This is a genomic window from Streptomyces sp. NPDC093598, assembly GCF_044764825.1.
Classification (GTDB): Bacteria; Actinomycetota; Actinomycetes; order Streptomycetales; family Streptomycetaceae; genus Streptomyces.
The window spans coordinates 1206757-1218974 of sequence record NZ_JBIWIV010000002.1; the positions used below are offsets into that span (position 1 = coordinate 1206757).

Sequence of the window (12218 nt, forward strand, 5' to 3'; positions counted from 1 at the left end):
GGCGCTCCCTCGGCGTCGGCGGAGCGTTCAGGCTACGTCGCCGCCGACCCCCGCGGCCTGCCCTTTCCGCCCCTTTCCGCGGAGAGGAGGGTGGCCGATCCGTGCCCGTTACCGATCAGTCGCGCGTAGGGTCGAAAGGAACGGACCCGGCCGACGAAGGAGTCAGCACCATGGCCCAGGAAGTACGCGGCGTGATCGCACCCGGAAAGGACGAGCCGGTGCGGATCGAGACGGTCGTGGTGCCCGACCCGGGCCCGGGCGAGGCCGTGGTGCGGGTGCAGGCCTGCGGGGTGTGCCACACCGACCTGCACTACAAGCAGGGCGGCATCAACGACGAGTTCCCGTTCCTGCTGGGCCACGAGGCCGCGGGCGTGGTCGAGTCGGTCGGCGCCGGCGTCACCGACGTCGAGCCCGGGGACTTCGTGATCCTCAACTGGCGTGCGGTGTGCGGGAAGTGCCGGGCCTGTCTGCGCGGGCGGCCCTGGTACTGCTTCGACACCCACAACGCGCGGCAGAAGATGACCCTCGCCTCGACCGGCCAGGAGCTGTCCCCGGCCCTCGGCATCGGCGCCTTCGCGGAGAAGACGCTGGTCGCGGCCGGGCAGTGCACCAAGGTCGACCCGGGCGTCGCCCCGCAGGTGGCCGGGCTGCTGGGCTGCGGTGTGATGGCCGGCATCGGCGCCGCGATCAACACCGGCAACGTGGGCCGGGGCGACTCGGTCGCCGTCATCGGCTGCGGCGGTGTCGGCGACGCGGCCATCGCCGGATCGCAGCTGGCCGGAGCGGCGACGATCATCGCCGTCGACATCGACGACCGCAAGCTGGAGACCGCCCGGTCCATGGGCGCCACCCACACGGTCAACTCGCGCGAGAACGACCCGGTCGAGGCGATCCGCGAGCTCACCGGCGGCTTCGGCGCCGACGTCGTCATCGAGGCAGTCGGCCGCCCGGAGACGTACAAGCAGGCCTTCTACGCCCGCGACCTGGCCGGCACGGTCGTCCTCGTCGGCGTCCCCACGCCCGAGATGAAGCTCGAACTGCCCCTGCTCGACGTCTTCGGCCGCGGCGGAGCCCTGAAGTCGTCCTGGTACGGCGACTGCCTGCCCTCCCGCGATTTCCCCATGCTGATCGACCTGCACCTGCAAGGACGCCTGGACCTGGGCGCGTTCGTCACCGAGACCATCCAGCTGGACGAGGTGGAGAAGGCGTTCGAGCGGATGCACCAGGGCGACGTGCTGCGCTCGGTGGTGGTGCTGTGATGACGACGCGCGTCGAACTCCTCGTCATCTCCGGCCAGTTCAGCCTCGACGGCGGCACCTGGGACGTCGACAACAACGTGTGGATCGTCGGCGACGACCACGAGGCGATCGTCATCGACGCCGCCCACGACGCCGACGCCATCGCCGAGGCCGTCGGGGACCGCCGCCTCACGGCCATCGTGTGCACGCACGCTCACAACGACCACATCGACGCCGCCCCCGCCCTCGCCGAGCGCACCGGCGCCACCATCTGGCTGCACCACGACGACCTGCCGCTGTGGAAGCAGACCCACCCGGACCGCGAGCCCGACGCCTGGCTGGTCGACGGCCAGGTCATCGAGGCCGGCGGCGCCGACCTGCGGGTGATGCACACCCCGGGGCACGCGCCCGGCGCGGTCTGCCTCTACGACCCGGGGCTGGGCACCGTCTTCACCGGCGACACCCTCTTCCAGGGCGGGCCCGGCGCCACCGGCCGTTCCTTCTCGCACTTCCCGACGATCATCGACTCGATCCGCGACCGGCTGCTCACCCTGCCGCCCGGGACGACGGTCCGCACCGGCCACGGCGACTCCACGACCATCGGCGCGGAGGCCCCGCAGCTGGAGGAATGGATCGCCCGGGGCCACTGACCGCGTGTCGCCTGTAAAAGGCGACACAAGATGTCCGGCTTACCCGTCACAGTGAAGGCGACAAGCAGCCACGGTCACGGGAGGTCGGACATGTCAGCTCCGTTGCAGGGCAAGGTCGCACTGGTCGCCGGGGCGACCCGGGGCGCCGGACGGGGGATTGCCGTCGAACTCGGCGCGGCCGGCGCCACGGTCTACGTCACCGGCCGCACCACCCGCGAGCGCCGCTCGGAGTACGACCGGCCCGAGACGATCGAGGACACCGCCGACCTGGTCACCGCGGCCGGTGGCCGCGGGGTCGCCGTCCCCACCGACCACCTCGACCCGGCGCAGGTCCGTGCCCTCGTGGACCGGATCGCGGACGAACAGGGCCGTCTCGACGTCCTCGTCAACGACATCTGGGGCGGCGAGAAGCTCTTCGAGTGGGACACCCCGCTCTGGGAGCACGACCTCGACAACGGCCTGCGCCTGCTCCGGCTCGCGATCGAGACGCACGCCGTCACCAGCCACCACGCCCTGCCCCTGCTGCTGCGCAACCCCGGCGGCCTGGTCGTCGAGATCACCGACGGCACCGCCGACTACAACGCCGAGACCTACCGCAACAGCTTCTTCTACGACCTCGCCAAGGCGTCCGTGCTCCGCATGGCCTTCTCCCTCGGTCACGAACTCGGCCCGCGCGGCGCCACCGCCGTCGCCCTCACCCCGGGCTGGATGCGCTCGGAGATCATGCTGGACGCCTTCGGGGTACGGGAGGAGAACTGGCGCGACGCCCTGGAGCGCGTCCCCCATTTCGCCATCTCCGAGACCCCGCACTACGTGGGCCGGGCCGTGGCCGCGCTCGCCGCCGACGCGGACGTGGCGCGCTGGAACGGCCGGTCCCTCTCCAGTGGCGGGCTCGCCCAGGAGTACGGCTTCACCGACCTCGACGGCAGCCGCCCGGACGCCTGGCGCTACCTCGTGGAGGTTCAGGACGCGGGCAAGCCGGCGGACACCACCGGCTACCGCTGACCCGGACGGCCGGGAAACCTGATCTCTGCAATCAACCGCTATGCACCGAAATACCCGCCCCGTGCCGGTGGGGTATGTCACTGTTCCGTCGCAGCGCGGCCGATCGCACAACCGGAACCCGCCTCCGTCCGTCTAGCTGTCAGACATCGCAGACCCACTTCCGCGAAAGGGCTGACCAGCCATGGGGGACGTACGCAGACGGAGTGCCGTCGCACTGGGGATCACCGGACTGGTGGCACCGCTCACACTCGCGCTCGGCGCCACGCCGGCGCAGGCCGCGAGCTGCACCACGCAGACCGGCCCGTACCAGAAGCAGGTGGAGAAGTTCCTCGGCCGTCCGGTCGACGGAAAGCAGTCCGCCGCCGACTGCAAGGCCATCAAGGCCTTCCAGACCAAGCACGGCATCTCCCCGAACGTCGGTTACGCCGGATCCGTCACCTGGGGCGTGATGGACTTGATGCAGAAGCAGAAGGCCGTCGGGACGAACCCCAACAAGGACGGCAAGTGCCCGGTGAACAAGGGCCGGATCGCCTGTGTGAACCTCACGCTCCAGCTGAGCTGGATCCAGGACGGCAAGAAGCTCGTCTACGGCCCCGTCCCGGTCCGCACGGGCCGCGACGGGTACGAGACCCGCACCGGCCTGAAGAAGATCTACTGGCGCAACATCGACCACGTCTCGTCCATCTACGACGTGCCGATGCCCTACGCCCAGTTCTTCGACGGCGGCCAGGCCTTCCACTCCGTCGGCGTGAGCATGTGGAACCCGCCGGGCTCGCACGGCTGCACCAACATGACGAAGACCGACGCCAAGAAGTACTGGTCGCTGCTGAAGAAGGGCGACGACGTCTTCGTCTACGGCCGCAAGCCGGGCACCTGATCCCAGGCACCCGGCTCGCTCCCGACGTCCCCTACTGGGGTGCGTCCCCGAAGTCCGGGATCTCCAGCCTGACACCGCCCTGCCGCGCGGACTCGTGCGCGATGATGCCCGGCAGGGTGTAGCGGGCGGCCACCCAGGCGTTCACCGACGGCAGCGTGCGGTCGTTGACGGCGGTCACGAAGTCGTCCACCAGGAAGTGGTGGCTGCCCTCGTGGCCGTTGTGGAGGTGGTCGAACTCCCGCGGCAGTCGCGCCCGGTCGTGCACCGGCGCCGACCCGGAGGTGAAGGCGGCCCGCAGCTCCGGCGCGATGTGCTGGAGGGAGGGGTCGTCGGGCGCCATGGTGGGCTTGGGCTCCAGCAGTTCGCTGATGTCCTTCACCCCCTGCTTGTCCTGCCACAGGGCGACCGTGGCCAGCTGCTCCATGCTCGCCTCGGTGCCGAAGAAGCGGAAGCGTGACTCCCGTATGTGCGAGGGGTAGCCGACCCGCCGGAACTCGTTCGTACGGAACGAACCGCCGCCCGCCACCTCGAACAGCGCGGTGGCGTTGGAGACGTCGTTGCCGAACTGGCTGACGTCCTTGTCGAAGACGCCGTCGCCCCGGTCGTCGACGACACCGATCGCCGACACACTCACCGCGTGCGTCTTCCAGGCGCCCAGCACCCCGCCGACCGCGTGCGTCGGGTACAGCAGCGGGGGATAGCTGGCGGTCGCCTTCCAGTTCTCGCCGCCGCTGTACTGGTAGGCCTCGTAGAACCCCAGGTCCATGTCGTGGACGTAGTCGCCCTCGGCGTAGAAGAGCCGCCCGAAGGCGCCCTCGGCGATCTGGTTGCGGGCGTGGACCGTGGCCGGGTTGTACTCGCTGGTCTCACCCATCATGTAGGTCAGCCCGGTGGCCTTGACCGTGTCGATGATCGCCGCGATCTCCTCCGTGCTGATCGCCATGGGGACCGCCGAGTACACGTGCTTGCCGGCGTTGAGGCCCTGGAGCACCAGCGGCCCGTGCGTCCAGCGCTGGGTGAAGATCGCAACGGCGTCGACGTCCTCCGACTCCAGCATGGCCTGGTACGACGGGAAGGTGCCCGCCAGCCCCTGGGCGGAGGCGAGGTGCGCGGCCCTCTCGGGCAGCAGGTCGGTGACATAGACGTCGCTGACGCCGGGGTGGGCCTGGAACAGGGTGGCGAACTGGCCCGAGAACTGTCCGGCGCCGACGATGCCGAGGGAGAAGGTCATGGAGCGCGTGCCCTTCACTGGGAGAGGATGAGGTTGATCTGGTCGTTGGTCCGGTCGAGGCTGCTCACGGGCTTTCCGTTGCCGTAGATGTCCTCCATCGCGGGCGACATCAGTGCGGTCATGTCCGCGGAGTAGCTGGCGATGGGATAGGAGAAGGTCCGGAAGCGCCTCTTGTCGGTCAGGGGTTCGGTGAACGCCGAGACGTCGATGCCCTTCTTCCGGTACGCGGCGACGGCGGCCTCGGTCCCGGCCGTGGTGGCGGGGAAGACCACCCCGGACCTGCCGACGACGGTCTGGCACCGGTCCGAGGCCAGGTAGGCCACCCACTTGCGGGCGCCCGCCTTGTTCTTGGCGGCCTTCGTGATGGAGTCGGCGAGGCCGTTCATCATCGTGGCGCGCTTGCCGGTCGGGCCTTCCGGCGTCAGGGCGGTCTTGATGTCCTTGCCCTTGAAGCCCGCGTACGTGGAGATCATCCAGGCGCCGTCGAAGGCGGTGGCCGCCTTGCCCGCCGCGACCTGGGTGTTCGCCTGGTTGGACTGGACGTTGTAGTCGGACAGCGGCGGCATGTAGCCCTTCTTCGCCAGGCCGAAGTACCACTGGATGACCGACTGGAAGGTCTTGCTGTCGTACTGGTACTTCGTGCCCCAGCGCGGCTTGTCGAGGTAGCTCCACCCGGCGGAGGCGGCGAAGTTGCTCCACTGGGTCTGGCCGTCGCCGAACCCGCCGCCGTTGCTGGCCATGCCGTACACCTTGACGTTGTTCTTGTCGAAGCCCGGCTCGTCACCCCGCTTGCCGTTCCTGTCGACCGTGAGATGCGCGATGGCCTTCTCGAAGGTGCCGCCGTCCTTCGGGTTCCAGGAGAGGTCGTTCAGCTGCTCTCGGGTGAGCCCGGCCTCCTGGGTCATCTTCTCGTTGTAGAAGAGCGCGACCGTGTCCCAGTCCTTCGGAGCGCCGTAGCGGTGGCCGTCCTGGCCGATCCAGTTGGCGGCGAGGCCCGGCTGGTAGTCGGAGTCCTCGATGCCGAGGTCGTCGAGCGGTTCGAGGACCTTGAGGTCGGCGAACTGGCCGAAGTTCTGGATGTGATCGGTGAACACGTCCGGCTGGGTGCCCGCGATGAAGCCGGCGGTGAGCTTGGTCCAGTAGTCGGACCAGCCCAGCTGCGTGATCTTCACCTTGAGTCCGGGGTTCTCCTTCTCGAACCCCTTGGCGCAGGCCTGGTAGGCGGGCAGCTGGTTGGCGTCCCACAGCCAGTACGTGACGGTGTTCGCGGAGGATCCGGCGGCACCTCCTTGCGCGCAGCCGCTGACCAGGGACAGCGCCAGCGCTCCGGTCGCCGCGACGAGCGGACGAAGTCGAATTCGCATCACAGTCCCCTTACTTGATCCCGGTGAAGCCGATGGAGCTGACGATGCGGCGGGCGAAGCAGGCGAACAGCACCAGCATCGGCAGTGCGGCGATCAGCGTCGCGGCCATGAGCCCGGACCAGTCGACGCCGGTCGCGGGGGTCTGCGCCCGGAAGACCGCGAGCGCCACGGTCAGCACGCGTGAGCTGTCGCTGTAGGAGACCATCAGCGGCCAGAAGTAGTCGTTCCAGGAGGTGATGTACGTCAGCACGGCCAGCGTGATGATCGGCGTGGACGCCATCGGCAGGACCACCCGGAAGAAGATCTTGACCTTTCCGGCGCCGTCGAGCAGCGCGGCCTCCTCGACCTCCTTGGGGATGTTCATGAAGAACTGCCGCAGGAAGAACACCGCGAACGGGGTCATGAACAGGCTGGGCAGCGCGATGCCGAGGAGCGTGTCCACCAGGTGCAGCTGCTTGATGAGCACGAAGTTCGGCAGCAGGGTGAAGATGGTCGGCACCATCATCCCGGCCAGGAACAGCCCGAACACCTTGTCCCGGCCGCGCCAGCGCAACCGCGAGAAGGCGTATGCGGCCATCGCGGAGAAGAAGATCTGACAACCGGTGATCAGGGTCGAGACCAGCACCGAGTTGAGCAGGTAGCGCCAGAAGTCCAGCCCGCCGCCCGCACCGCCCTGCGCGATCGCCTCCTCGGACGACTGCAGGCCCAGGGCCCGTTCGAAGCCGCTGGTGGTGAGGTCCACCGGCAGGGGATGGGTGGGGTCGGCACTCAGGCCCGCGTTGGTGGAGAGCGCGGTGCGCAGGATCCAGTAGAACGGCAGCAGGGTGATGAGGACGATCAGTCCCATCACGGTCCAGGCGGCGGCCCGCCCGAAGGGGAACCTGCGCCGGACCGGCCGCAGGGTCGTCGGTGTCGTGGTCGTCACGGCAGCCATGGCGGTGTCTCCCTTCCGTCAGCCGAGGTCGGTCCGGCCGGCTCGGGTGAGCCGGTACTGGAGGATGGTGATCGCGCTCAGCACGACCAGCAGGGCGACGGACATGGCCGAGGCGTAGCCGAACTGGAAGCGGCCGAAGGCAGAGCCGTAGATGTAGTACTGCAGCACGTTGGTCGCGTTGGCCGGTCCGCCCGCGGTGGTCACGGCGACGGTGTCGAACACCTGGAACGACCCGATCACGGTCATGATCAGCACGACCGCGAGCACCGGTCGCAGCAGCGGCATGGTGATCCGCCAGAACATCCGCCACTCGCTCGCGCCGTCCACCCGGGCAGCCTCGTACATGTCGCCCGGGATGGCCTGGAGGCCGGCGAACAGCAGCAGGGCGGTGTAACCCACGTGCCGCCACACGTTGATGAGCGCGATCGTCGGGATCGCCCAGGTCTCGTCGGCGAGGAACGGGATGCGGTCCATACCGAGGCCGCTGATGATCTCGTTGCCGATGCCGAGCTGGGTGTCGAGGATCCACAGCCATACGAGACCGGCGACGACGTTCGACATCAGGTACGGCGTCAGCACGATCCCGCGCAGCATCGCCGACCGGGTCAGCCGCTGGAGGAGCACGGCGATGGCGAGCGCCGCCACCGTCTGGACGCCGATGTTGATGACGACGTACTCGACGGTGACCCACAGGGAGTCCCAGAAGATGGGGTCGTTGACCATGCGGACGTAGTTGTCCAGGCCCACCCACTCCGCCGGTGTCAGCAGGTTGTAGCGGGTGAAGCTCAGGTAGATGCCCCGCAGGGTCGGCCAGAGCAGGAAGACCAGGAAGCCGAGCAGCGCCGGCGCGATGAAGAGCGCGGCCAGCCGCCCGTCCCCCCGGTCCTCGCCGGACACCCCCTGTCGCGTCCCGGTCCTGCTGCGTGCCTCCGCCGCGTCGCCCGTGGGCAGACGCGACGGAGGACTGCTGGAGGCGATGGTCATCGGGAGACTCCCTCGCTGCGGCGGCTCGTCCTCTGGCGAGACTTACTTTTGGTGCGAAACAATTGCTGCGTCAAGAGGCCTGCAAACATCTTTTCCCAGGAACCACCATCGCCGTAGAGTGGTCATGTTGGTTTCAGTGCGAAAAAAATGGGTGAGGGGAGTCGGACGTTCATGACCGAAGGCACCGCCGCCTGGCTGCCGCTGAGCCACGGGGAGCGCTCCGTGGCGATCGAAGTGCTCGTCCACGGCCCGCTGTCGCGCACGGAACTCGCCCGCAGGCTGGGTCTGTCGGCCGGGAGCCTCACCCGGCTGACCAAGCCGCTGATCGAATCCGGCCTGCTGGTCGAGGTGCCCGAGGCGGGAGTGCCCGCGGAGACGCGCCAGGGCCGCCCCTCCCAGCCCCTTGACGTCGTCACCGACTCGGACTTCTTCCTCGGCTTCAAGATCACCGAGGACATGGTCTACGGCGTCGTCACCACCCTGCGCAGCCACATCGTCGCCCGCCACGACCGCCCGCTCACCACCCATGACCCCGCCGAAGTCGCCGACGTGCTGGCCGGGATGACCGCCGAACTGGCCAAGGGTCACCCCCGGCTCGCCGGTATCGGCATCGGGGTCGGCGGCTTCGTCCAGGACCGTGCCGTGGTCGGCGAGTCCCCCTTCCTGCTGTGGCGGGACGTCCCGCTGGCCGACCTGGTCGAGGAGCGCACCGGGCTGCCGGTGGTGGTCGAGAACGACGTCGCCGCCCTGGTCGAGGCCGAGACCTGGTTCGGCGCCGGGCGCGGCCTGGACCGCTTCGTCGTCCTCACCATCGGCGCCGGCCTCGGCTACGGGCTCGTCCTGGGCGGCAAGCGGGTGCCCTTCGCGGAGGAGGACCGCGGGTTCGGGAGGCACTGGATCGTCGACCCCAACGGGCCGCTCACCCCGGACGGCAGCCGCGGCAGCGCCGTCTCACTGCTGACCATCCCCAGCATCCGCTGTCAGATCCGGGCCGCGACCGGAAGCGACCGGACCTATGAGGAGATCCTCGCCCTGGCCGCGGCCGGGGATCCGATGTCCGCACGGGTCGTCGACGAGGCCGCGCGGGCCCTGGGCACGCTCGTCGCTCAGATCTCCAACTTCGTCATGCCGCAGAAGATCCTGCTCGCGGGGGAGGGGGTGGGGCTGATGGACGTGGCCCGCGAGACGGTCGAGGAGCGGGTTCGCGAGCACCGGCACCCGCTGGCCGCCCCGGTCGACCTGGAGACGAAGGTGTCCGATTTTCACGACTGGGCGCGCGGCGCGGCCGTGTTGGCCATCAAGGTGTTGGTCCTGGGGTCGGCCGAAGTGTGAACAGCCTCACGTTTACCGGGAGATGGACGTGATCAGTAACACTGTCCGGAATGCCCCTTTAGCTCGTGATGACTCACATCGCCTTCACGTCGGGCGACGTATGCTTCACAGCATGTCCACCACTGTTGAAACCTCATCCGAGCGATCGGCTGACGAGGTCAACGAGGAGATCCGCGCGCTGTGGCGCCGGTCGGGCGGGACACTGAGCGTCGAGCAGCGCGAGGAGTACCAGCGGCTCGTCCTGGAGTGGGCCGCCGCGGCCCCGCAGTAGGCACCGGCGGCCTGGCACCATCCGGGCCCGCTGACGCATCGGAATCTCGTCATGGGGCACCCCTGATCCAATGGGTGCCCTTCTCGCACTGTCCTCGGCGGTCGTCTACGGCATCGTCGACTTCGCGGGCGGCCTGCTGTCCCGGCGCGTGCATCACGCCGCCGTCACCTTCCTCGGCCAGCTCGGCGGGCTGCTGCTCGCCTGCACCGCCGCTCTCCTCCTGCCCGCCGACGCCGTCCACTCAGCCGACCTGCTGTGGGGCGCGCTGTCCGGCGTCGGCAGCGGCACCGCCATGTGGTTCCTCAACCGCGGGCTGAGCCGAGGGGACATGAGCGTCGTGGTGCCCGTGAGCGCCGTCACCGGGGTCGCGCTGTCGGTGCTGTGCGGGGTGCTGGTCCTCGGCGACCGTCCGGGCGCCGTCGCCTGGCTGGGCATCGCCGTCACGGTGCCCGCACTGTGGTTCGTCTCCGGCGGCCGGGGCGGTGCGGGAAGGGGGGCGGCGGACGGACTGATCGCCAGCGTGGGTGTGGCCGTGCAGTACCTCGCCCTCGGCCAGGCCGGTTCCGGCAGCGGCCTGTGGCCCGTCGCCGCGGGCCGGGTCGCCGCGGTCCTCGTCCTCCTGCCGGACACCGCACGTCACGCCCGCCGGCTGAAGCTGCCGCCGGTCCGCTGCGTCCAGGCCGTGCTCATCGGGGCCGGGGCGGCTCTCGGCCTCGTGCTGTATCTGCTCGCGGCCCAACGGCAGTTGCTGGCCGTGGCCGTGGTCCTGGCCTCCCTCTACCCGGCCCTTCCCGTGGTGCTGGGCCTCGCCCTGCTGCACGAGCGGATCAGCCGCCGTCAGGCGGTGGGGCTGCTGGGGGCGGGCATCGCGACCGTGCTGCTCACCCTGGGCTGAGAGGCAGGCCCCGCGACGGCCCGCCACCGGCCTCATCCCCAAGTGGCCGAGTAGTACTGCCGATACGCCTTGCGGTCCTGCTCCGCTCGGATCCACCGGGTCGCGACCAGGGCGATGAGACTGCCCGCGATGACGAGCATGCCGGGACCCACATTGCGCGGGTCGGTGAGGCGGCTCAGCAGCGTGGACACATCGGTGCCCGTGATCGGCGCCGACGAGCCCGGTGAGGCGGCCCCCGGCGACGCCGACGGCGCCGGCGCTGCGCCCGCGCCGCCGGCCGACTTCGCCACGATCAGCTTGACCCCCAGCTCGGTCAGCGCCTTCGTCACCGGCTGGAAGAACGTCGTACCGCCCGCCGTGCAGTCCCCGCTGCCGCCCGACGTCACGCCGAGCGCGACGCCGTCGGCGAACATCGGGCCTCCGCTGTCGCCGGGTTCGGCGCACACGTTCGTCTCGATGAGTCCGGTGACCGTGCCCTCGGGGTAGTTGACCGTCGCGTTGAGCGCGGTCACCTCTCCCTCGCGCAGTCCGCTGGTGCTGCCGCTGCGGAAGATCCTCTGCCCGACCTCCGCGTCGGCGACGCCCGTGATCCGCACGCCCTTGCCCTCACCGACCGCCACCACGTCCGCGTCCTTGCCCGCACGGCCACCGTCGTACTTCACCAGGGAGTAGTCGTCGCCGGGGAAGCTGCCCTCGAGCGAGGTACCGACCTGGTCCCGGCCCTGGTCGTCGGCGAACCAGACGGAACCGTCGGGCCCGCAGTGCCCGGCCGTGAGGATGAAGTCGCTCTTTCCGTCAGTCACGTTGAACCCCGCCGAACAGCGCCCGGCGGTCGACAGGATGGGCTGGGCGCCGTTGATCCGGGTGGTGAACGTGCCCTCGGTGCGCTCCATGCGCACGAAGGATCCGATGCCCTCGGCGACGTCGGTCATCCGGGACCAGTCGGAGGCGGAGACGGTGCTGTCGCCCCGCACCACCACCTGGTTGCTCTTGTAGTCCAGGGCCCACGAGGTTCCGGAGACCCTGGGGGCCGAACGCAACGTCGCCGCAGCGGACTTGAGGTCGCTCATGCTGTGCTCGACCATCTTGGCCTGCGCGCCGGCGCGCTTCACCTCGGCGGCCGCCTTCGCGTCGGTGACCGCGACGACCGGCCGCCCGGCCTTGTCGATCCAGCTGCCGGCCGTGCGGGAGTTCCCGAGCCGGGACACGAGGTCGGTGCCCTCGCCGGTCCTCGGCGGCGCGGTGAACGGGACACCGATGGACGGGGCCGGTGGCTCGCTCGCCACGGCGTTGGTGACCATCGCTCCTCCGAGGAGGAGTCCGCCGACGGCCGCCAGCCGTGTCACTCGCCGGACGACCCGTCGTCGTGCGTGCCTCATGCATGGCTCCCGAACCCGAACATCACGGTCAACACCGCGGGACCCCCATTGAGTTGAG

12 protein-coding genes are annotated in these 12218 nt (G+C 69.7%); 7 read left to right on the forward strand and 5 right to left on the reverse strand.

Annotated elements, in window-relative coordinates; genetic code table 11:
* The first annotated feature begins 170 nt into the window (after positions 1 to 170).
* The 4 genes from ACIRDU_RS11500 (at position 171) to ACIRDU_RS11515 (ending at position 3770) form a co-directional block, all read left to right on the forward strand.
* On the forward strand, positions 171 to 1259 hold the full coding sequence (locus tag ACIRDU_RS11500; RefSeq protein WP_403577157.1) for an S-(hydroxymethyl)mycothiol dehydrogenase: 1089 nt from the start codon (positions 171 to 173) through the stop codon (positions 1257 to 1259).
* On the forward strand, positions 1259 to 1888 hold the full coding sequence (locus ACIRDU_RS11505) for an MBL fold metallo-hydrolase (protein ID WP_403577159.1): 630 nt from the start codon (positions 1259 to 1261) through the stop codon (positions 1886 to 1888). Before ACIRDU_RS11500 ends, ACIRDU_RS11505 begins: the two co-directional genes overlap by 1 nt.
* A gap of 90 nt (positions 1889 to 1978) precedes the next feature.
* Positions 1979 to 2893 carry an SDR family oxidoreductase gene (locus ACIRDU_RS11510; protein ID WP_403577162.1) on the forward strand — a complete coding sequence of 305 codons (915 nt, stop codon included), beginning with the start codon at positions 1979 to 1981 and terminating at the stop codon, positions 2891 to 2893.
* A 181-nt stretch (positions 2894 to 3074) separates the two neighbouring features.
* On the forward strand, positions 3075 to 3770 hold the full coding sequence (locus ACIRDU_RS11515) for a L,D-transpeptidase family protein (protein ID WP_403577165.1): 696 nt from the start codon (positions 3075 to 3077) through the stop codon (positions 3768 to 3770).
* Positions 3771 to 3801: 31 nt separating this feature from the next.
* Here the strand turns inward: ACIRDU_RS11515 and ACIRDU_RS11520 are convergent, their stop codons facing one another.
* The 4 genes from ACIRDU_RS11520 to ACIRDU_RS11535 are packed head-to-tail and all read right to left on the reverse strand — an operon-like array spanning position 3802 to position 8283.
* Positions 3802 to 5001, reverse strand: a complete 1200-nt coding sequence (locus ACIRDU_RS11520; RefSeq protein ID WP_403577405.1) for a Gfo/Idh/MocA family protein — start codon at positions 4999 to 5001, stop codon at positions 3802 to 3804.
* Between the two features lie 14 nt (positions 5002 to 5015).
* On the reverse strand, positions 5016 to 6365 hold the full coding sequence (locus tag ACIRDU_RS11525; RefSeq protein ID WP_403577168.1) for an ABC transporter substrate-binding protein: 1350 nt from the start codon (positions 6363 to 6365) through the stop codon (positions 5016 to 5018).
* A 10-nt stretch (positions 6366 to 6375) separates the two neighbouring features.
* A complete protein-coding gene (locus ACIRDU_RS11530; protein WP_403577171.1) occupies positions 6376 to 7299 on the reverse strand; it encodes a carbohydrate ABC transporter permease in 924 nt (307 codons plus the stop codon).
* Between the two features lie 18 nt (positions 7300 to 7317).
* A complete protein-coding gene (locus tag ACIRDU_RS11535) occupies positions 7318 to 8283 on the reverse strand; it encodes a carbohydrate ABC transporter permease (RefSeq protein ID WP_403577173.1) in 966 nt (321 codons plus the stop codon).
* A 171-nt stretch (positions 8284 to 8454) separates the two neighbouring features.
* Between ACIRDU_RS11535 and ACIRDU_RS11540 the strand changes: the two genes are divergently transcribed.
* The 3 genes from ACIRDU_RS11540 to ACIRDU_RS11550 all read left to right on the forward strand — a co-directional run bounded on the left by ACIRDU_RS11540 (position 8455) and on the right by ACIRDU_RS11550 (position 10781).
* Positions 8455 to 9615: an ROK family protein gene (locus ACIRDU_RS11540; protein ID WP_403577177.1), complete on the forward strand. Its 1161-nt coding sequence runs from the start codon at positions 8455 to 8457 to the stop codon at positions 9613 to 9615.
* Between the two features lie 112 nt (positions 9616 to 9727).
* Positions 9728 to 9886 (forward strand): hypothetical protein, encoded by a 159-nt coding sequence (locus ACIRDU_RS11545; RefSeq protein ID WP_162494364.1) that lies wholly within the window; start codon positions 9728 to 9730, stop codon positions 9884 to 9886.
* Positions 9887 to 9956: 70 nt separating this feature from the next.
* Positions 9957 to 10781, forward strand: a complete 825-nt coding sequence (locus ACIRDU_RS11550) for an EamA family transporter (protein WP_403577180.1) — start codon at positions 9957 to 9959, stop codon at positions 10779 to 10781.
* A 32-nt stretch (positions 10782 to 10813) separates the two neighbouring features.
* On the opposite strand, the gene ACIRDU_RS11555 is transcribed toward ACIRDU_RS11550, so the two are convergent.
* Positions 10814 to 12160 carry a S1 family peptidase gene (locus ACIRDU_RS11555; RefSeq protein WP_403577182.1) on the reverse strand — a complete coding sequence of 449 codons (1347 nt, stop codon included), beginning with the start codon at positions 12158 to 12160 and terminating at the stop codon, positions 10814 to 10816.
* Between the last annotated feature and the right edge of the window lie 58 nt (positions 12161 to 12218).